The following is an 18,760-nucleotide window of genomic DNA, read 5'->3' as shown; positions in this document are numbered from 1 at the left end:
CATGAAAATTCTGACTGATATGAAATCGAAATATCTTGTGCCGGCCTTGCTAACCCTTTCGCTGGCAGCCTGTACCAAGCTGGATGTAGATGTAGAGTCTGAGCTTACACCTTCAAACTTTCCGACCAATGAAGAATCTTTTATTGCAGCAACAGGTCCGGTTTATACGCGTTTCCGTTCCAATTTTGCTATAGATTACTGGCGGTTGCAGGAACTTTCGACCGACGAAGCCATCATTCCTGCTCGTGACGGTAATTACGACGATGGTGGGCAATACCGCTTTATGCATTACCATACCTGGACGGCCGATCATCCGTACGCAAAGTCGATTTGGGAGTGGGGCTTCGGCGGAATCAACTCAGCCAACCGGATCCTGAGTCTTTTCGAAGCGGCGCCGGCCTCTGCGGCCAGAACCACCTCACTGGCAGAAATGCGTACCATGCGTGCCCTGTTTTATTTTTTTATGATGGATCTGTACGGGAATGTACCAATTATCAAGGATGCCGTAATCGCCGAGCCACCGTCAACAGCTGCGCGTAAGGACGTGTTTGCCTTCGTCGAGTCAGAACTTAAGGCCGCATTGCCAGATCTGAGTGCTGTTGCCGGTCAAAAGACTTACGGTCGGCCAACAAAATGGCTGGCCTATGCATTGCTTGCAAAGCTTTACCTCAATGCTGATGTCTACACGGGCCAGTCACGTTATGCTGACGCAGTGGCTATGGCAGACTTTATCCTGAATGATGCATCCACTATCTATTCGCTTGATGCAGATTACATGAGTGTATTTGCGCCGACAAACGGGCCGCTGACCAAAGAGACGATTTTCGCTGTGCCATATGATGCAAACGTTGCTACCGGAAATCAATTTTCCCGGTACGGCCTGCACACGGGACTGCAAAAGAAATATAACCTGCCATTCCGGCCAAGTATTGCCATGAGTACAACCAGGGACTTTTACCTGAAGTTCAATCTGACTGGCGATCAGCGAAACAAGACCCTGCTGGCGGGTAAACAATATGAAAATGATGGCAGCCCAATCCTTATAGCGACAACAAAAAAAGGAATGGACAACGCTTATACAGGTGCAGATGGTGCGGCTAAGATTAACTATCACCTGGAGTTTACGCCCGAAATGCCGCTAGTGAAAGAAAATACAATGGATGTCGGAAATGACGAGATTGGCAAAGCCAGGGGCGTGCGGTCGATTAAATTTTATCCCGACCCGGCTACAAATCCCGACACCCGAAACCAGGGGAATGATTTTCCGGTATTCAGGCTTGCCGACGTGCTGCTTATGAAAGCAGAGGCCATTCTGCGCGGAGCGGCACCAACGGTTGTGAAGGGTGAACTGCAGACACCGGCCATACTTGTAAATAAGATCCGGTTACGCGCCGGTGCGCCCGCAGTGGGGGCCATAACGCTTGATGAGCTGCTTGACGAAAGGGCACGCGAATTAGCCTGGGAAGGCTGGCGCCGAAATGATCTGATCCGCTTTGGGAAATACGAAGACAGCTGGGGCTTCAAAACCAATAAAGAAACATTCAGAAGACTTTATCCAGTTCCGAACAGCGAGCGATCGCTGAATCCGAAACTCGTTCAGAATCCCGGATATTAACAAGGACCGGTCCCGGAAGGGGCCGGTTTTTTTACATCGTTTCGATTTCGTTTTTGTTAAATGGTTTCCAGAGCAGATAATAATACAGAAGGCAAAACAACCCGGTCAGAAACGGAATGAGCGCTAAATGTTTATAGGTGATCCAACGGTAAACCTGTAGCTCATCTATGCCCGCGAATTCACTGAGCATCCAGTATGAGTTGGCCGCTATCCAGAATGTGATGGCCAGATTATGGCACAACTCAGACATGATAAGCCGGGTGCGGTATGCAATAATGACGGAGATGATCAGTGTAGGAAAGATCATGATAATGCCAAGCGGCTTCCAGATCAGGCACCAGCCGATATCTTCAATAACCAGAACACGATATGCAGGTTTTCCATCCTGCGGTACTTCAGGGGAATGGTATAGTTTGCCATAAGCGAAAATACTACAATCGGTCGGGTTTTGCATGAAGCTGCTCAGGAGGAAACGGGCGCCCTTTGCCGGTTCATCCTGTCGATTGTCGTGCTGAATGGTTGTACATGTGCTGTATCTGCTGCCGGATGCTCAGCTGAAGGAAGAAAGCCCCGCACAGCGGGGCTTAGGGGATGATGGTTAGGAGGGGATGATAAATTCTATGTCTTTGATAAATGTTCGGAGATTAAATTCGTTGGCAAAAATCTGCGATCATAACCGCTAATTCTAGGAAAAAACCGACAATTCGCAGCTTTTAAGATTGTTGGTTTTTTTTATTGATGCTGCTGCTTTTGATCGGTTTTTACACCGTTGCTCTTACAAATTATACCGATTTTTGACTTATGGTACACCTTGACGACCTTTCGCCAAACCATGCCAGGGCCTTGCAAGCCCTTGCTGACAACCCGCTCATTGCGCGCAACCTGAAAGATGTGTTTCCCAGCCCTTATCATCTGGCAGACGCGGAGTTCTTTCTGCGCAACATCGTTCCCCGGCAACAGGGACAGACCTTCGGGATTTTTGTTAACAACGTGCTGGCAGGCGTGGGCAGCGTGCTGCGCCAGGGAGATGTTTACCGCAGAAGTGCTGAAATAGGCTATTGGCTGGGCCAACCATTCTGGGGCAAAGGATATGCAACCGAGGCCGTGCGCATGCTCACTGAACACGCGTTTAGCGAATCTGGCATACAGCGCATATTTGCAGGCGTGTTTTCGGGAAACCTGGCCTCCATGCGCGTGCTGGAAAAGAACAGTTTTGTGTGTGAAGGCATAAAAAAAGCCGCGATATTTAAAGGTGGTGTTCTGCTCGATGAGCATTGCTACGCCCGGGTTAAAGAAAGTGATTATGGAATATAATACATCGGCAGCGGCGAAAATTGCAGAGAGGCTGCGGTTAACCGGGGTATTGGAGCAGCTTTCTACCTGCATAGGCGGCTCGGGTCTCAACACGCTATTGCTGGAGATCTTCAGGCGACGCGCAGAAAAATTGTCGCCATCGGCGTTACTTGGGTTGTATCGCGCGAACCGACTGGTACAGCCCTCGCGTACGCCCGTGCTTGCTCTACGGGAACTCGAATATAAGATGCTGCTCGTTGCTCAGAACGCCGGCTTCGAACTGGTTGAGCTTTCGCCGGCTGCACAGTTGGGCGCTTGTTCTGTCATTGCTCCCGTTCACCAGGATAAGGTTTTGTCTGCGTTGCGAAACTGTGAAATCATGGCCGACTCTACAAATGCGCTCGCCCTGCATGATGCTGCCCTGCAGAAATCAGCGCAGGCGGGGACCCGTGATTATGCCAGTGTAAGCCGCTTGCTGCGTACCCCGAAAGCGGACGTTAAAGGCCATAGTGCACACTTTTCCATTGCCTGTCTTGTTTCTGCGGGCAAAGATGCGGGAAATTTTAACTTTGAAGCATCGGCCCTTGTCAGGCAATTTGATGCACATTGCCGGTTATTAACAGATGTGTTTGGTTTCGGTAACATTCGATTTGCGCTTATCCCGCTTGGCGGAGACGGAAGCAAGGTGCTGGCTGAGCGTTGCGCGGCTGAGCTGCGTGCCTTTTTACCACACGTTTGCGCCGAGATTCGTGATTCTGACCTCGAGCAGAATTATTATGACAGGTTGCAGGTTAAGATTGATGTCTGTCTCGGCGATACCTGGTACGAAGTTGCGGACGGGGGATGTGTGAACTGGGCGGCCAAGCTGCTGAATAATAAAAAACAGCGGATGTTTACCAGCGGACTCGGCTTGGAGTACCTGCTGCATTTGAAAAACAATAGTGGTTAACGCGACGGTAATTTTTGAGACGGAACCCGGAACCTGTGTCAGGTTGGCGGGACCGGATCCTGATCTTTCCGATCTGGTGGAATATTATATTTCTATAGAAGTGCCTCCGGACGCTGCTCATCCGTTTTGTCTGATCGGCTTACCTTCCCTGCATAACCTCTGTGCAATACCACTAACTACATATGACAAGTCGGTATATGACCATGAAAACGAACAAACCGTAATCTTCAGAGATCCGATGTTTTTGGGGATACTGCGTACTGCCGTGAGCTGCTCATATCCGCCGGGTTCGCGCGAATTTTCCGTGAAATTTAAACCCGGCATCATGCCCTTACTTTTTGATATCGCCGCCGGTGAACTGCTTGGCAACAACCTTTTTGCAGAAGCCTACCTGGCGGATAACCTGGTACAGCGTCTGAAGGAAGCCGAAACTGTCGAACAGCAGGTCATCATTGCAGACAACTGGTTGCGCAAACTTGCTTCGCAGATAATAAAAAATCATAAAATGTCGACCGTTACCCAGGCACTTATGGTGGCCGGCCGCCAACCCGATTGCAGAATTTCCGGTATTGCAGCCTCTGTTTCAACTTCTCCGGTAACGTTGACCCGGTATTTCAAAGATATGCTCGGAATGAGTCCGGCGCAATGCTTCAGGCTGATGCGTTTCAGGACGGCGCTCGAAGCCTATCGTGCCGCGGGCAGTAAACAGCTGTTTGACCAGTTTGGTTATACAGATTTCTCACATTTTGCCAAAGAAGCCCGGAAGCTGACAAAGCGTGCGCCGGGCAGGCTATAGTGTCCTGGAACCGAGTCTGATCATGGCAGACTGAAAGGCCTGTAATTCTTCAGCTTTTGGAATCGAACTATGCAGGTGGATCTGTTTCCAATGATCATGGCGTCGTTTGTACATGCGGGTGATAGTTGCGCTTGTAACCAGCGAGTCTTCTCCGTTAGAAATATTAAGCCTTTCAGTGCCGACAGCGTAAAACAGATCTTCATCTACCAGCAAAGAATAGTCAGAAAATTCGGCTTTGATGTTCGCCTGGCGGCTGAAGAGCCATTCGTAGGCCGCCCGGATATTTTCCCAGCCAGATAAGATGCGGCCGACGGGACTAACAATGATGGCTTCATTCACCTGCATCCAGTTTTCTGCAATGGCGTCAATGTTGCCTGTATTAAAGCCCGCATAAAACTCTGAAATTGCGCGAAGCGGCGAAGGAAGCGCCGATGCCTGTTCCTGACCGCTGATTAGATATCCACTTGCCATTCGTGTTGTTTGGGTGCAAACGTCCCGAAATTAAACGGATTTACATAAGTGAAACACGAAGTGTCGATACAATTTTTACAAATACGATCTGACCTGCCGGACCTTTTCGCCTACGCCGGGATGCCAAGTTGTTTGTGACTAAGGTAGAAGGATACGCAATGGGTAACGTCTTCAGGCAGCTGTTCTTTCCTGATACAATCAAGCTGATGCTGGCCAACGTTAAACTTTTCGATAAAAGTTCCGCCCAGCTCATTAAACTTCAGGTAACCCTGGTCAAAAAACCGCTCCTGTACCTGACCGGAACTGTCCATTGAACGAAAGTTGAGGGGGTGTATCTGCAGGCTGTCTGTTTCTATCAGCAACCATTGGTATACGTCATCGTGCGGAGTGGCAGCCGGAAGACCGTTCTTCCTGATTTCCACAATGCAGATAGAATTTCCTTTTAGCGAATAAAGATAGTCAAATGCGGGTTTCATGTTTGCCAGGATTGCATTTTAAAACTGACAATATCCGGGAGGTTTGCCAGTCACAAATTATCAACACCGCCCGATAAGACATTGTTTTATTTCCTGCAAAAAATTAAGTTGTCTGCTGAGCAGCAGCAGGTTATTTTTTATGCATCAGAACGGATATCATGTGGATATCTGCGTCGGGTGATTCATTATGCGCCTGCCCGGATAGCCGCGGTTTGTCTTGTTTTGCTCTTCATCATTTATTTTGACGAGTAAAACGTCAGGTGTCTGGTCCCCCTTCAGAACTGATCATGAACCGGGTGTCTCCTGTTACGATATCCCGGTACACTCCGCTGAAGTTCGGCCTAAATCTTATCTTGCAGCGCGAACGGCGGTTAGCAGGGCGCGCTGAAACCTATGAAGAAAAGCGAAGTAACAGGGACGTTAAGCCTGATTTTCCTGGTCATAATCTGGGGAAGCACATTTGTTGTTACCAAAACGATCGTCAACGACGTACCTCCAGTAACTTTTGCCTTCCTACGCTTTCTCGTAGCTTGTTTATGTATGCTACCGGTGTTTTTGCTGAAGCTGAAAACCTACCAGATCCGCAAACTAACACGCCGCGAGTGGCTGTTACTGTCGCTTATGGGCTTATCAGGCGTTAGCCTGTATTATGTTATATTTAATCTCGGCATGCAGCGCTCGTCGGCGGCTACGGCGGCCATGATCCAGGGGTCGATTCCTGTGTTTATTGCGCTTTTCGGCGCCCTGGTCCTGAAAGAACGCCTGAACATCCAGCAGATTGCTGGCATTGGGCTGTCCTTTACAGGAGTAATATTCGTTGCACTGCTCTCCGGCTCGGGAAATGGGCAAAACAGCGTGGCGGGCAACCTTTTTATGTTCGCAACTGTTTTTTGCTGGGCAGCGTATACGATCTTTTCACGCATGCTGAAGCATCTGAATCCATTCATGGTGACATGCCTGAGTGGTTTCATAGGCACGGCGATACTATTCGTTCCTGCTTGTTTTGAACTGGCTCAAGACGGGGCGCGTCTCAATTTTTCTACGTCATTTATGTTTGGAACGCTGTACCTGGGAGTCTTCAGCTCCGCTCTTGGTTATTTTCTCTACAACAAAGCGCTGGAGAGTCTTCCTGTAGCTAAAGTTGGCAACTACCTTAATCTTGATCCGGTGATTGGTGTATTGCTGGCAATCACACTGCTTAATGACCGCATCAGTGCCTGGCAGCTCGCCGGGGCCGCTTTGGTTGTGACCGGGGTTATTCTGACGGCCATCAGGCGAGATCCGCCTGCCGGTCTGAACAAGTAAGCCTGCAAACTTCCAGTGTGGCTCAGTAAGGATTGATTTGCCGATCATTCCTATATCCGTGTACGGAGATTGAAAGAGTTTTCAACAGATTCCTGGCGCAGGCGCCATTTTTCTAACTTTATCATTGAAAAAAGATCCCGCACATATGAGCCGAAAAGTTATGCTTTACATCGCGATGAGCCTTGATGGCTACATTGCAAAAAACGATGACAATATCGAGTTTTTAAACATCGTCGAAAGGGCTGGCGAAGATTATGGTTACGCCGCCTTCAATGCAGGCGTCGATACAGTTATCTGGGGTCGCCGTACATTTGATAAGGTGTTGAGCTTCAATTCCCCTGAAATGATGCATGCTGATAAAAAGCTTTACGTAATCTCAGCTTCCAGGACCGGAAGTGACGGCCATGCGGTATACCATCCTGATCCGGTGGCGCTGGTTCGCGAATTGCAAACACAGGAAGGCAAAGACATCTATTGCGATGGTGGAGCCGAAATTGTCGCGGCTTTGCTTCGCGAAAAACTCATCGACAGGGTGATCGTGTCTGTTATTCCGCATCTGCTCGGTTCGGGAATCAGATTATTTAAAGACGGATTGCCCGAGCAGGAGCTCGAGTTTAAGCAGAGCATCAGTTTTCCCTCTGGCCTGACGCAGCTATGGTACGATGTGAAGCATCCTGCGCAGACTTAAGCGCAGATTGATACGCAGCAACAAAAAACTGATACGGCGCGGCATATAAAAATCTATCGGATGTGTTTTCTTTGGGTTTACCAGGAAATTTAACCAGACATGAGCCCAATTTTTAAGCGCCTTGCGTTCGTTTTTCTTTTCGTTTCTTTTGCCTGTCCCGATAAAGCCCAGTTGCCGCAAAACATTGCGAACCCCGTTCTTCCCCGCGTTGCAGATGCGGGTATCATCCGCTACAACGGTGAATACTATCTCGGTGGTGTAGGCACCAATGGTGGTTTCTACCGGTCTTCTGACCTGGTGAACTGGCATGGCCCTGTCCATGTTTTCTCAATGAACAACGAATGGACCTCCGGTGCTTCTGCGGGGGACAGTCAGATCCATGCCAGCGACATTGTTTACCTGAATGGGATCTTCCATCATTATTGGTCTGTAAATTACTGGGGACGCGACCGGCGGGCTATACATATCGGCCACGCCACGGCAAAGCGTATTTCAGGCCCTTTCAGAGAGCCGGACAGGGACCATTGGTTTGAGAACCGCATCGATCCGCAACTGTTTGTCGATGACAACGGTAAACTCTACTTCTATATGGTGAAGTTTACAGATGGAAATACCATCTGGGGCAGGGCCATGAAAGACCCGTGGACATTTTCCGGAGAACCGGTTTATCAATTTTCCTCCTTGCGTGGCACCTGGGAAACGACAGATAACCGCGTGGCAGAAGGACCCTGGGTTATAAAATACCGTGACCGTTACTACATGATGTATAATGCAAACCATACCGGTCCTGAATGGGGAAATTATGCGCTGGGTGTTGCAGAGGCAGATTCGCCCCTTGCGTTTAACCATGGTAATAAATATCCTTACCCTGTGGTACAATCCAACCAGATCGATATGCAGGAGCGCTACGCGAACCTGCTTGATTTGCCGGACGGCCGGTTCAGGTATACTGCGCAGGCTGAATCGGGCTGGATGTTTGACCGGTTTGATGACAGCGCCTGGGCTGCAGGGAATGCCGGTTTTGGCAGCAATTACATCGAGGGGTCGACAACCCGGAATGTCCGTACGCCCTGGTCATTAGGTAAGCTGTACCTGAGAAAGGTTTTTACGGCTCCGCCGGATGCAGGCAATTTGTCGCTGCGGATACACCATGACGGGCCCGCGCGCGTCTGGCTGAATGGGGTTCTGGTTTATGAAAATAATGAGCGGGATTACCGGCAGGTTCTGCTTGACGAAAAGATGCTGACCGGATTGAAGAAAAATAACAATGTGCTGGCTATAGCGGCTGAGCCGGGACCGCGTTCGTCTTTTATCGATGTGGCTCTTTTTGCTATGGGAAAGGATGTACCCGACGATATCCTGTTTACGCCCGGACAGCCAAACATTATACGCGGACCGAACGGCCTGGAATGGTGGCTGGTTTATATGGCAAACAAAAATCTCGAGCCCCGCGGGCAGTATATTAACCGTGTGCATTTTTTTGGTAAACAATTGATTGTAGACGGCCCCACGGCGTCCCGAACCCCCGGGTTTCACCCCGAACCGGCGCAGCCTGCCTTTGGCGATCTCTTTGACAGTGCGCGCAACCGGCGCTGGCAGATGCGGAAAGGAAAGCTCGAAAGCCGGGCGGGCGAAGGCACACATACAGGAGCCGGCCGCCTGGAAGCATTCCCGGAAGCCAAAAAGGTTTCAAACTACCTGTTCGAAGCAAATATAAAGCTGAGCGGCCGGCAAGAGGCAGGGATCTTTGCGTGGTACCTCAATGAGAACAATCACCTGCAGATTGGGCTTGATCCGGTGAAAAAATCCTGGACCTGGCTGTACAGGTCTGCGGGGAAAATTACGTATGGGCAGCACGCCCTGCGCCCGGGTTTTGACTTCAGCGTATATCATAAACTCGGCGTAACAAAAAATGCTAATATCTTCAGTGTCGAGGTAGATGGCTTACCAGGCCCTGGCGATCCTGTAATAGCTGTTCAATCTGCTGCTGCCGGCCTTCCGGGTGTTTTTAGCGAGCTTCCGGGTACAGCGTTCGACGGGGTTATTTACACCATTGGCTGGGATGAATCAGGCAGGCGCATTACAGGATGGAAGGGCGTGGCTGGCACCGCGGGCTGGCGGCAAACTGTTGCCGGACTGTTATCGCCCGAGCAAAAAGCCGAAAGTTCCGTATTCAAGGGCGATCCGGCAAGTAGCTACGAATTCAGTGTACAAATCGGTGTAAATGAGATGAAGAGCCAGGCCGGGATCTACGCTGCCTATACAGACCAGCGCAACTACGTTAAAGCTCTGATTGCTTTCGAAACAGGTCAGCTTATACTGGAAAAGGTAAAAGATGGGAAAAAGTCTCCGCAGGTTCTGCTGCCGTTGCGCCGGCGCATACCGGCTTATATTGATATGAAGAATACCGATATGATGGAAAAACATTTTAGCCTGCGCCACCGGACGCGGGCAGGTACCATATCATTTAAACAGGATACGGGCAGCCGCCAGGCAGACATGGAACACTGGTACCGGCAGGGTAACACGTGGAAGAGGCTGGCAGGAAAAGCAGTTGCCGATAAAGACCGGGCAGGTTATGGCCAGTTTCGTTTTCCACCTGCCGATGCCGACGGTTTCAAGCTTGTAACGCTCGAAGAGCCTGGAAAACCTTTTGCAGCCAGTAAAATTTTTCTTGAACAGCTTTCAAAGGCATCGTATAACCTCCGGACCGTGCGGGCAGGAGCAGATCTGCTAATTTTTGTCGATAATGAACTTGTTCACAGAATGGAGGCGGGAGCGGCCCTGTCAAAACCAGGATTGGTGGCCCGCGGCGGCGCTGCGGTATTTGATGGCATTACCTTCTTTGAAAGGTAATGCGAGGAGGAATGGTGAGCAAATAGCTGCAGGAAAGCAAATGCAGGCGCGTGTGGAAAGCGCTTCTGTTGAGGTATCCGATCCGGAGCTAATCCAGATTAACGTCGATAACAGATTTCGCGTTTTTAAGCAGTCGCCTGCTGTCCGGACTAAGGTTTTTGAGGTAAAGCGTTTTTCCGGCCCGCCTGTAGCGCTCGGTTAGCTTGTGCAGCGTATCGAGACCAGACATATCGGCAATCCGGCTGTCTTTGAAATTAATCACAACTTTCGCGGGGTCGTTTTCGGGATCGAACTTTGACAGGAACAAAGCGGTCGAACCAAAGAATAATGGTCCATAAAGTTCATAATGAAGCACTCCGTCGGCATCCGTAATTTTTCTGGCGCGGATGCGCTTCGCACTTTCCCAGGCAAAAACCAGCGCAGAAATAATGACGCCGATCAGTACAGCCAGCGCCAGGTTATGCAGGTAAACCGTTATTGCAGCAACCAGGATGCCGACAAAAATATCATGACGCGGCATTTTATTGATGATCCGGAAGCTGGCCCACTCGAAGGTGCCGATTGACACCATGATCATGACCCCGGTAAGCGCTGCCAGGGGTAACCGGCCAATAACGGGCGCACCAAAAAAAATAATAAAGAGAATAGTGAGCGACGCGATAATTCCGGCCAGACGCGCCCGGGCACCTGCCGAGAGATTAACAAGCGTTTGCGCAATCATCGGGCAGCCACCCATTCCTGTAAAAAGGCCGTTTAACAGGTTGGCGCCGCCCTGTGCCAGGCATTCGCGGTCGCCGTCTCCCTGCGTACCTGTTATTTCATCAACCAGGTTCAATGTAAGCAACCCTTCTGTCAGCCCTACGGCGGCCATGATCAGCGCATAGGGAAATACAGTTGCCAGCGTGTCGATGTTGAATGGTACCTGTGGAATATGAAAGGGCGGAAAGCCCCCGGCTACAGAGGCAATATCGCTAACGGTACGGGTATCTATCTGAAAACCGAACACAAGCAAAAAAACAATGATGATCGCTACTAACGATGCCGGGACAGCTTTTGTGATCCTGGGGAAAACGGCCGTGATCAGAATGGTGAGGCCGACAAGACCAGCCATTGTCCACAACGCCGGACCGCTAAGCCAGGAGCCGTCAGCAGCCTTAAACTGGTTCAGCTGAGCCATAAAAATAATGATGGCCAACCCGTTCACGAAACCGTACATCACTGGTTGCGGCACCAGCCGGACAAACTTACCCAGCTTAAATATTCCCGCCAGCGCCTGCAGTACGCCTGCCATTGCAACCGCGGCGAACACGTATTCAATTCCGTTTGATTTCATGAGGGCAATCAAAACAACGGCGGTTGCGCCGGCGCCACCAGAGATCAGACCCGGCCTGCCGCCGAAAACAGCAGTAACCAGGCCCATGATGAAGGCTGCATACAATCCTGTAAGTGGCGGAAATCCGGCAAGGATTGCAAAAGACAGCGATTCAGGCATCATGGTCATGGCTACGGTAAGTCCTGCCAGAATTTCGTTCTTATAATTGATCGTTTGGCTGAAATTAAACAGCCCGGATATTTGTTTCATGTGCGTAGCGTGGCCAGGCGGATAAATTGGCAGGATTGCATTTCAGCTGTTTTTGCAGCGTTTTTCATCCCCGGCTGTGCGAATGCAAAGGTAAGAAAATCTGCGCTCAGCCATTCGGCTGTCTGCAGATCATATCAATGCGGTCATATCCCGGGCCATAGGCATCTTTATTTATTGCGGTGACCTGAAAACCTGCGCGTTCAAAAAAGCGGTAGGATAACTGCGTGGTGTCAAGGTGAATTGTCACCCCTGGGCATGCTGTAAAAATGGCTTTTAGCCTGTACATCAGCAGCTTCTGGCCTATGCCCATGCGTTGCTGCCGGTGCAAAACCATTCCCCAGGTTAACCAGGCCTCAGCTTTTGGCTGGTGAATGGCATATCCGCCGCAGGCTAAAATATCTTCGGCGGCCGATACCACAAAATAGGCGTGTTGCCAGTCGCTCTCTTTGTGATGCGAACGCTGTGCTGCATCGTCGATATATGCAGTGAAATCGTCAATTTCCGCTGGCGCAAAGTACTCAGGGACATTACTGTAAAACACCCGGAGACAGCCAGGCCGGTCTGCCGGTTCGTATGGTCTGAGAGTCATGGTACTAAAATACGTATTTTGACGTTCATGGGGTTATTGCGGCTGGGGGAACGCGGCTTGCAATCTGCTTCGAATAACCTTAACTTCGTGTATTGCCAGGCAAACCGCCCGGCATATGCACAGGCAAACTACATCATGAAAAGACGAACGGCAATCCAACAAATTCTTATTCTGGCCGGTGGGGTGGTGCTGCTCCCTTCCTGTCTTCAATCGTCAGGTAAGGCAAGTATTGCGCTGAGTCATCTTGATATGACACTAGATCAGGAGCAGCTTCTGGCAGAGGTAACTGAGACAATTCTGCCAAAAACAGATACCCCGGGGGCGAAAGATCTGAAGTTACATTTGTATGTGATGAAAATGGTAGATGACTGCCATCCGGAAGAGGAGCGTAAAAGCTTTTTGCAGGGGCTTAAAAATCTGGATGCGTACTGCACCGATGCGTATGGAATGAATTTCAGCGGCCTGACTCCGATCGACAGGGAACGCGCGTTGCTGGCCATTTCGAACAAAACGCAGGAGCTTCCTGAAGGGCTTAACGAATTTTATCAGATTGTAAAAAACCGGTCGATAGACGGTTATCTCAACTCTGAATATGTAATGAAGAATCTGGTGGTTTGGGAGTTGGTTCCCGGCCGCTACAACGGGTATTTTCCTGTTAAAACCGCAAAAATAAATGGCTAATTTCAATATAGACGCAAAAGCGCAGCAGACCTTTGATGCAATCGTGATCGGGTCTGGAGTAAGTGGGGGCTGGGCAGCCAAAGAATTTACCGGTAAAGGCTTAGCAACGCTTGTGCTTGAACGTGGCCGTGATGTCAGGCATTTAAAGGACTATCCGACAACAAATATGTATCCCTACCAGTTTGCGCACCGCGGAGCGCTTACCCAGGAGATAAAGACTGAAAATCCTGTAGCAAGCCGCTGTTACGCTTTCCGTGAAGATGCCATGCATTTTTTTGTGAAAGACAAAGAACATCCTTATGTACAGGAGAAACCTTTCGACTGGATACGCGGCTATCAGGTGGGCGGTAAATCGTTGTTGTGGGCCCGGCAAACCCAGCGGTGGAGCGATTTTGATTTTGAAGGGCCGCTACGCGACGATTTTGCGGTTGACTGGCCAATCAGATACAAAGATCTTGAACACTGGTATAGTTACGTGGAACGCTTTGCAGGCATATCGGGCAACAAAGACGGCCTTGCTGAATTGCCTGACGGCGAATTTTTACCGGGCTACCCGCTTAACGCAGTGGAAGACCATTTCAAAAAAACATTATCTGGAAAGTACAGCGGAAGAAAGCTGATCAGTGCACGATGTGCGCATCTTTCTCAGCCGCAGGACATACACCTGCAGCAGGGCCGGGGGCAGTGTCAGAACCGTGTGCTGTGCCAGCGCGGCTGTCCGTTCGGCGGATATTTCAGCAGTAATTCCTCAACCCTGCCATGGGCTGAAAAAACGGGGAAACTTACGCTGAAGCCAGATTCGGTTGTAGAATCGATCATTTACGACGAGCAAAAGGGGCGGGCCACAGGTGTAAGGGTCATAGACGCGAAAACAAAAAAAACAACCGAGTATTTTGCAAACGTCATCTTCGTCAACGCGGCTGCCCTCAATACAAACCTTATTCTTTTAAATTCTGTTTCGTCACGCTTTCCTGAGGGGCTGGGGAACGACAGCGGTGTGCTTGGAAAATATGTAGCGTTCCATAACTACAGCGCGCGTGTTTATGCTGAATTCGACGGACTCAGGCAGTTCAAAACAGACGGCCGTAATCCGGCAGGGGGCGGCTATATTCCCCGGTTCAGGAACCTTCATAAACATGAAATGGATTTCAAACGGGGCTACGCAGCAGGTTTCTCAGCTTACCGGGGTTTTGAGCCTGATATGTCGGGAATAGGGGCAACATTGAAAAAAAACATCAATGAGAAAAACCTTGGCCCTTGGCGGGTAAACTCACACATGATGGGAGAAACCATTCCTAAAGAAAGCAATTATGTGCGCCTGAGTAAAGATAAAAAAGACGATTGGGGCATTCCACAGCTGCAGATCGCCGTCGCCTATGACGATAATGACGCAAAGATGAAGGCAGACTACCTGGAACAATTGTCGGATATGTTTGCTGAGGCTGGTTTCAGCAATATCCGCAAGGACGAATCATCGCAGGCGCCCGGTCTTGATATTCATGAGATGGGAGGAGCGCGCATGGGGCTCGACCCGAAAACATCGGTTTTAAATAAGTGGAACCAGATGCATGCCTGCAAGAACGTGTTTGTAACCGATGGCGCGTGTATGACCTCAACGTCTACGCAAAATCCCTCGCTCACCTATATGGCTATGACCGCCCGTGCTGTAGATTATGCTGTAGCTGAAATGAAAAAGCGCAACATATGAGTAAGGTGACCTATGTTGCCAGGCAGATCGCAGAAGTTCTGGACGCTGAAACAGCATTATTCGATCCTGAAGCAAAGATACAGTACCTGGCTACAGACAGCCGTAGTCTGACTGACCCGGCCCGTTCGCTTTTCTTTGCTCTTGAAGCGCTTCGAGACGGGCATGAGTTTGCCGCTGATGCGTATCAGCGCGGTGTGCGGAATTTCGTATTTCGTGCCCGCACACATGCAAATAAGTTTGCAGGTGCCAATATTTTTTACGTTGATGATGTCCGGGCGGCCCTGCAAAAGCTTGCTGCCTTTCACCGGCGCAGTTTTAACCTGGAAACCATCGCCATAACGGGGAGCAACGGAAAAACCATTGTAAAGGAATGGCTTTACCAGTTGCTGGTTGAAGACTTTAACATTGTCCGGAGTCCAAAGAGCTTTAACTCCCAGATCGGAGTTCCGCTTTCGGTATGGCAGATCACACCTGAGAATGATCTGGCAATTTTTGAAGCAGGCGTGTCGAAGGCAAACGAGATGACAGCGCTGGCGAATGTCGTCAGACCTACTATCGGTGTACTGACCAACATTGGCGACGCACACTCGGAAGGTTTTGCCGATAATAAGGAAAAACTGGCTGAGAAGCTGAAACTTTTTAAGGGTGTAAAATGCCTTATTGCCTCACCCGATTACCTGCAATCGCCGTTACCGGACGACCTGGCTATAGAAAACATCTTTACCTGGAGCATGACAAGGCCGGCAGATTTACGCATCATGTTTTCTGAGCCTATTGAAGGCCGAACTTATCTGCGTGCGCTTTACCAGGAAAAAGAGATCGAATGTTTGCTGCCCTTTGTAGATCACGGCTCGGTCGAGAACGGGATTATCTGCTGGGCAACATTGCTATCAATGGGTTACACTCCTGAGGTATGTGATGCGCGGCTGGAGAAGTTAAGCCCGATCGGTATGCGTCTGGAGCTGAAGAACGGTATTAATCAGTGCTCGGTAATTGATGACTCATACAGTGCTGACGTTTCATCGCTGGCTATCGCGCTCGATTTCATGAATCTGCAAAACCAGCATCCGCGGCGAACGCTTATTCTGTCTGATATTCCGCAGTCGGGAAAAAATGATGCAGAACTGTATGTTGAAGTTGCGGCGCTTTTGCACAATAAGAATGTAAACCGGCTCATCGGGATCGGTCCGCAAATCAGCGCATTTGCAGAATTTTTTTCGATGGAGACGGCATTTTTTGATAGCACGGAGGCGTTTCTGGAAGCTTTTCCGGGAATGCATTTCAGTGAGGAAACGATCCTGGTAAAAGGAGCCAGGCGGTTTGGCTTTGAGCGAATCAGCAAGGTGTTGACGCAGAAAGTTCATGATACGGTTCTTGAAATCAACCTGAACGCCTTATCAGCGAACCTGCAGTTTTATCGCTCACAACTTGACAGCGGTACAAAAATCATGGCCATGGTCAAGGCCTTTTCTTATGGAAGCGGAACATTTGAGATTGCTAACCTCTTACAATTTAATAAAGCAGATTACCTGGCAGTAGCTTATACCGACGAAGGTGTCGCATTGCGGAAGGGAGGGATCAAGATGCCTATCATGGTGATGAGTCCGGAGTTTGCAGCGTTTGAAGCCATCGTACAACACCGGCTAGAGCCTGAACTTTACAGTCTTGAGGTATTGAATAACTTCCTGTTATTTCTTGGAAACCGGCATAAAGATTATCCGGTACACCTCAAACTCGATACGGGCATGCACCGGCTGGGGTTTGACGAGAAGGACATAAACGAACTCAAAGACATTCTGAGTAAGACTGACGCGATCAAGGTAACGAGTATCTTTTCTCACCTCGTTGCCTCTGATGCCGCTGAGCACGATGGCTTTTCCATAAAGCAGATCGAAGCCTTTAACCGTATATCGCTTGATGTGTTATCGGTGCTTGACTATATGCCGCTTCGTCATATCTGCAATACATCGGCTATTGTGCGCTGGCCTGATGCACACTTTGACATGGTGCGCATTGGTATCGGCCTCTATGGCTTTGATGCTGCGCTTGCTGCCGGCGCCTTGCAGACTGTGGCAGTTCTGAAAACTACTGTTACCCAGGTAAAAACGCTCCAGCCGGGCGAATCTGTTGGTTATTCACGCGCGGGAATGATGCCTGACGGTGGACAAATTGCCACGGTAAAGATCGGGTATGCTGATGGCTATAGCAGGGCATTTGGAAATGGTGTGGGCAAAATGCTCGTTGCCGGACAATTGGTGCCGGTTGTAGGCTCGGTCTGTATGGACATGTGTATGCTGGATGTAACCGGACTGAAAGTCAGTGCAGGGGATACAGCGATTGTTTTTAACGATCAGCATTCCATTTCAGCGCTGGCAGCATCGATCGGAACTATTCCGTACGAAATCCTGACTAATATATCACAGCGGGTCAAACGGGTTTATTTTTATGAGTAAATTTGTTCCATGAATAGAATAGGCCGGCCTTTATTGAACTACCTGATCAAAGGACTTCTGATTGTTGTTCCTGTAGCGCTCAGCATTTTTATCGTGGTATGGGCAGTGACAACGGTAGACAGCTGGGTAAATGTAAACAGTGTACTGGGCGTTGATCCGCGCACGGGCGAGAGTCGGAACATACCCGGCCTCGGTTTGCTTACAGTTTTACTGATAATCCTGATTGCAGGGATTTTCGTTACAAATTTTGTAACCGAACCCATGTACAACTGGTTTCATCGCATACTAAATCGCCTTCCGCTTATCAATTTTATCTATGGATCGATTAAAGACCTTACAGAGGCATTTGTTGGCGATGAAAAAAAATTCAATCACCCGGTGCTGGTTGAGGTAGAGGGCGGAATGAAGAAAATAGGATTTTTAACACAGCCTGATCTCAACAAGCTTGAGTTACCGGATGAAGTTGCGGTGTACTTTCCACTCTCTTATTCTTTTGCCGGACAACTTTGTATTGTGCGCAGAGAACGTGTCAGAGACCTGCACATCAGTGCCGCTGATGCAATGAAGCTGGTTGTTAGCGGGGGCGTTAGCGGTTTATGAAAAGCTGCAAACGGAATTGCGTCTGCAGCTTTGTAAAAATTATTGAATGCGCTGAAATGACAGGAACTGTACCTGCATCTGCGTTGTGCTACCTGCGCCATAGGTATTTCCGAACGCCGCAATGGTAGTTCCTGCATTTAGTCTGATGATGGCCTTACCTGTCAGGCTGATGGATGTTCCGGCCCAGGTTTCGCCAAGAATTGGTCCGTAAAGACCGCTAACGAAGTTCGATACAAGCTCCCGATCGTTACCTGTGTTTTTCAGGTGAATACCGATAACGCCAGAGTGCTGATCAAAGAAAGTACCCGGACTTATCGTGAATGCTCCCTCTATCACATATAAGCCCGTTACCGGTACTGTGTAGGCGTTATTTGAGAAGCCGGAGGCGGATACGCTACCGGGCGATTTGCCCAGAGCAAGTTGTACGGGTTCATTGCTGAAGATAATATCAGAGATATTTCCCTTCAATGTGATTGAAAGATTTGACTGGTTTTCCGCAGTGGGATCTGCGATCTGATCATTTCTTGTCTGGTCAGCGTTAGCGATGTATCGCTCATGCGCTGAACTGGTCTTTTGCTTCTCGGTAGTTTGTGAGAATGCGGGCATGACTGAATTTATACTGATCAGTCCTGCGAATGTTAGTTTCAAAACGGTGTGTTTTTTCATTTTATTCAACTTATTGTAAATGCGCATAGCTC

General features: G+C 49.4%; 17 protein-coding genes. 11 read left to right on the top strand and 6 right to left on the bottom strand.

The features are described from left to right. The first annotated feature begins 1 nt into the window (after position 1). Positions 2-1,615 carry a RagB/SusD family nutrient uptake outer membrane protein gene (locus EJV45_RS02105; RefSeq protein WP_129713993.1) on the top strand — a complete coding sequence of 538 codons (1,614 nt, stop codon included), beginning with the start codon at positions 2-4 and terminating at the stop codon, positions 1,613-1,615. Positions 1,616-1,646: 31 nt separating this feature from the next. On the opposite strand, the gene EJV45_RS02100 is transcribed toward EJV45_RS02105, so the two are convergent. Further along, a complete protein-coding gene (locus EJV45_RS02100; RefSeq protein WP_205942312.1) occupies positions 1,647-2,069 on the bottom strand; it encodes a hypothetical protein in 423 nt (140 codons plus the stop codon). A gap of 347 nt (positions 2,070-2,416) precedes the next feature. On the opposite strand from EJV45_RS02100, the gene EJV45_RS02095 reads away from it, so the two are divergent. Genes EJV45_RS02095 through EJV45_RS02085 form a run of 3 tightly spaced genes read left to right on the top strand, consistent with a single transcriptional unit; the run spans position 2,417 to position 4,653 of the window. Then, complete coding sequence (locus EJV45_RS02095) at positions 2,417-2,929, top strand: GNAT family N-acetyltransferase (RefSeq protein WP_129713992.1); 513 nt, start codon at positions 2,417-2,419, stop codon at positions 2,927-2,929. Beyond that, a complete protein-coding gene (locus tag EJV45_RS02090) occupies positions 2,919-3,857 on the top strand; it encodes a hypothetical protein (protein ID WP_129713991.1) in 939 nt (312 codons plus the stop codon). Before EJV45_RS02095 ends, EJV45_RS02090 begins: the two co-directional genes overlap by 11 nt. Beyond that, positions 3,850-4,653, top strand: a complete 804-nt coding sequence (locus EJV45_RS02085) for a helix-turn-helix domain-containing protein (RefSeq protein ID WP_129713990.1) — start codon at positions 3,850-3,852, stop codon at positions 4,651-4,653. The genes EJV45_RS02090 and EJV45_RS02085 overlap by 8 nt, the downstream gene beginning before the upstream one ends. On the opposite strand, the gene EJV45_RS02080 is transcribed toward EJV45_RS02085, so the two are convergent. Together EJV45_RS02080 and EJV45_RS02075 are read right to left on the bottom strand one after the other, a co-directional pair. After that, positions 4,648-5,124 (bottom strand): nuclear transport factor 2 family protein, encoded by a 477-nt coding sequence (locus EJV45_RS02080; RefSeq protein ID WP_129713989.1) that lies wholly within the window; start codon positions 5,122-5,124, stop codon positions 4,648-4,650. The two genes, EJV45_RS02085 and EJV45_RS02080, sit on opposite strands and share 6 nt — an antisense overlap. A 110-nt stretch (positions 5,125-5,234) precedes the next feature. Beyond that, the gene (locus EJV45_RS02075; protein ID WP_129713988.1) at positions 5,235-5,600 is read right to left on the bottom strand and encodes a hypothetical protein; all 366 of its coding nucleotides are present in this window, start codon (positions 5,598-5,600) and stop codon (positions 5,235-5,237) included. Positions 5,601-5,993: 393 nt separating this feature from the next. Between EJV45_RS02075 and EJV45_RS02070 the strand changes: the two genes are divergently transcribed. The 3 genes from EJV45_RS02070 (at position 5,994) to EJV45_RS02060 (ending at position 10,449) form a co-directional block, all read left to right on the top strand. After that, positions 5,994-6,905, top strand: coding sequence for a DMT family transporter (locus EJV45_RS02070; RefSeq protein ID WP_129713987.1), 912 nt, complete (start codon positions 5,994-5,996; stop codon positions 6,903-6,905). 145 nt (positions 6,906-7,050) lie between these two features. After that, a complete protein-coding gene (locus EJV45_RS02065) occupies positions 7,051-7,593 on the top strand; it encodes a dihydrofolate reductase family protein (RefSeq protein WP_129713986.1) in 543 nt (180 codons plus the stop codon). A gap of 99 nt (positions 7,594-7,692) precedes the next feature. Then, positions 7,693-10,449 carry a family 43 glycosylhydrolase gene (locus EJV45_RS02060; RefSeq protein ID WP_129713985.1) on the top strand — a complete coding sequence of 919 codons (2,757 nt, stop codon included), beginning with the start codon at positions 7,693-7,695 and terminating at the stop codon, positions 10,447-10,449. Positions 10,450-10,537: 88 nt separating this feature from the next. Here the strand turns inward: EJV45_RS02060 and EJV45_RS02055 are convergent, their stop codons facing one another. Both EJV45_RS02055 and EJV45_RS02050 read right to left on the bottom strand, forming a co-directional pair. Further along, entirely contained in the window at positions 10,538-12,031 is a 1,494-nt protein-coding gene (locus EJV45_RS02055; protein ID WP_129713984.1) for a SulP family inorganic anion transporter, read from the bottom strand. 106 nt (positions 12,032-12,137) lie between these two features. Further along, positions 12,138-12,620: a GNAT family N-acetyltransferase gene (locus EJV45_RS02050; RefSeq protein WP_129713983.1), complete on the bottom strand. Its 483-nt coding sequence runs from the start codon at positions 12,618-12,620 to the stop codon at positions 12,138-12,140. A 135-nt stretch (positions 12,621-12,755) separates the two neighbouring features. On the opposite strand from EJV45_RS02050, the gene EJV45_RS02045 reads away from it, so the two are divergent. The 4 genes from EJV45_RS02045 to EJV45_RS02030 are packed head-to-tail and all read left to right on the top strand — an operon-like array spanning position 12,756 to position 18,062. Next, the gene (locus EJV45_RS02045) at positions 12,756-13,301 is read left to right on the top strand and encodes a gluconate 2-dehydrogenase subunit 3 family protein (RefSeq protein WP_129713982.1); all 546 of its coding nucleotides are present in this window, start codon (positions 12,756-12,758) and stop codon (positions 13,299-13,301) included. Next, positions 13,294-15,009, top strand: a complete 1,716-nt coding sequence (locus tag EJV45_RS02040) for a GMC oxidoreductase (RefSeq protein WP_129713981.1) — start codon at positions 13,294-13,296, stop codon at positions 15,007-15,009. The genes EJV45_RS02045 and EJV45_RS02040 overlap by 8 nt, the downstream gene beginning before the upstream one ends. Then, on the top strand, positions 15,006-17,462 hold the full coding sequence (locus EJV45_RS02035) for a bifunctional UDP-N-acetylmuramoyl-tripeptide:D-alanyl-D-alanine ligase/alanine racemase (RefSeq protein WP_129713980.1): 2,457 nt from the start codon (positions 15,006-15,008) through the stop codon (positions 17,460-17,462). The genes EJV45_RS02040 and EJV45_RS02035 overlap by 4 nt, the downstream gene beginning before the upstream one ends. A 9-nt stretch (positions 17,463-17,471) precedes the next feature. After that, positions 17,472-18,062 carry a DUF502 domain-containing protein gene (locus EJV45_RS02030; protein WP_129713979.1) on the top strand — a complete coding sequence of 197 codons (591 nt, stop codon included), beginning with the start codon at positions 17,472-17,474 and terminating at the stop codon, positions 18,060-18,062. 39 nt (positions 18,063-18,101) lie between these two features. On the opposite strand, the gene EJV45_RS02025 is transcribed toward EJV45_RS02030, so the two are convergent. Next, positions 18,102-18,728 (bottom strand): hypothetical protein, encoded by a 627-nt coding sequence (locus EJV45_RS02025; protein ID WP_129713978.1) that lies wholly within the window; start codon positions 18,726-18,728, stop codon positions 18,102-18,104. Between the last annotated feature and the right edge of the window lie 32 nt (positions 18,729-18,760).

It is taken from the genome of Pedobacter sp. SYP-B3415 (assembly GCF_004138205.1).
Classification (GTDB): domain Bacteria; phylum Bacteroidota; class Bacteroidia; order Sphingobacteriales; family Sphingobacteriaceae; genus Pedobacter.
Note: the sequence above shows the minus strand (reverse complement) of the source record. Positions and strands in the feature narration are given on the sequence as shown.

What these genes read in the sequence shown, in the direction of transcription:
- EJV45_RS02075 (WP_129713988.1), bottom strand. Translation starts at nt 5,600, where the DNA reads ATGAAACCCGCATTTGACTATCTTTATTCGCTAAAAGGAAATTCTATC.
- EJV45_RS02050 (WP_129713983.1), bottom strand. Translation starts at nt 12,620, where the DNA reads ATGACTCTCAGACCATACGAACCGGCAGACCGGCCTGGCTGTCTCCGG.
- EJV45_RS02100 (WP_205942312.1), bottom strand. Translation starts at nt 2,069, where the DNA reads ATGCAAAACCCGACCGATTGTAGTATTTTCGCTTATGGCAAACTATAC.
- EJV45_RS02070 (WP_129713987.1), top strand. Translation starts at nt 5,994, where the DNA reads ATGAAGAAAAGCGAAGTAACAGGGACGTTAAGCCTGATTTTCCTGGTC.
- EJV45_RS02105 (WP_129713993.1), top strand. Translation starts at nt 2, where the DNA reads ATGAAAATTCTGACTGATATGAAATCGAAATATCTTGTGCCGGCCTTG.
- EJV45_RS02095 (WP_129713992.1), top strand. Translation starts at nt 2,417, where the DNA reads ATGGTACACCTTGACGACCTTTCGCCAAACCATGCCAGGGCCTTGCAA.
- EJV45_RS02035 (WP_129713980.1), top strand. Translation starts at nt 15,006, where the DNA reads ATGAGTAAGGTGACCTATGTTGCCAGGCAGATCGCAGAAGTTCTGGAC.
- EJV45_RS02040 (WP_129713981.1), top strand. Translation starts at nt 13,294, where the DNA reads ATGGCTAATTTCAATATAGACGCAAAAGCGCAGCAGACCTTTGATGCA.
- EJV45_RS02065 (WP_129713986.1), top strand. Translation starts at nt 7,051, where the DNA reads ATGAGCCGAAAAGTTATGCTTTACATCGCGATGAGCCTTGATGGCTAC.
- EJV45_RS02045 (WP_129713982.1), top strand. Translation starts at nt 12,756, where the DNA reads ATGAAAAGACGAACGGCAATCCAACAAATTCTTATTCTGGCCGGTGGG.
- EJV45_RS02025 (WP_129713978.1), bottom strand. Translation starts at nt 18,728, where the DNA reads ATGAAAAAACACACCGTTTTGAAACTAACATTCGCAGGACTGATCAGT.
- EJV45_RS02060 (WP_129713985.1), top strand. Translation starts at nt 7,693, where the DNA reads ATGAGCCCAATTTTTAAGCGCCTTGCGTTCGTTTTTCTTTTCGTTTCT.
- EJV45_RS02055 (WP_129713984.1), bottom strand. Translation starts at nt 12,031, where the DNA reads ATGAAACAAATATCCGGGCTGTTTAATTTCAGCCAAACGATCAATTAT.
- EJV45_RS02090 (WP_129713991.1), top strand. Translation starts at nt 2,919, where the DNA reads ATGGAATATAATACATCGGCAGCGGCGAAAATTGCAGAGAGGCTGCGG.
- EJV45_RS02080 (WP_129713989.1), bottom strand. Translation starts at nt 5,124, where the DNA reads ATGGCAAGTGGATATCTAATCAGCGGTCAGGAACAGGCATCGGCGCTT.
- EJV45_RS02030 (WP_129713979.1), top strand. Translation starts at nt 17,472, where the DNA reads ATGAATAGAATAGGCCGGCCTTTATTGAACTACCTGATCAAAGGACTT.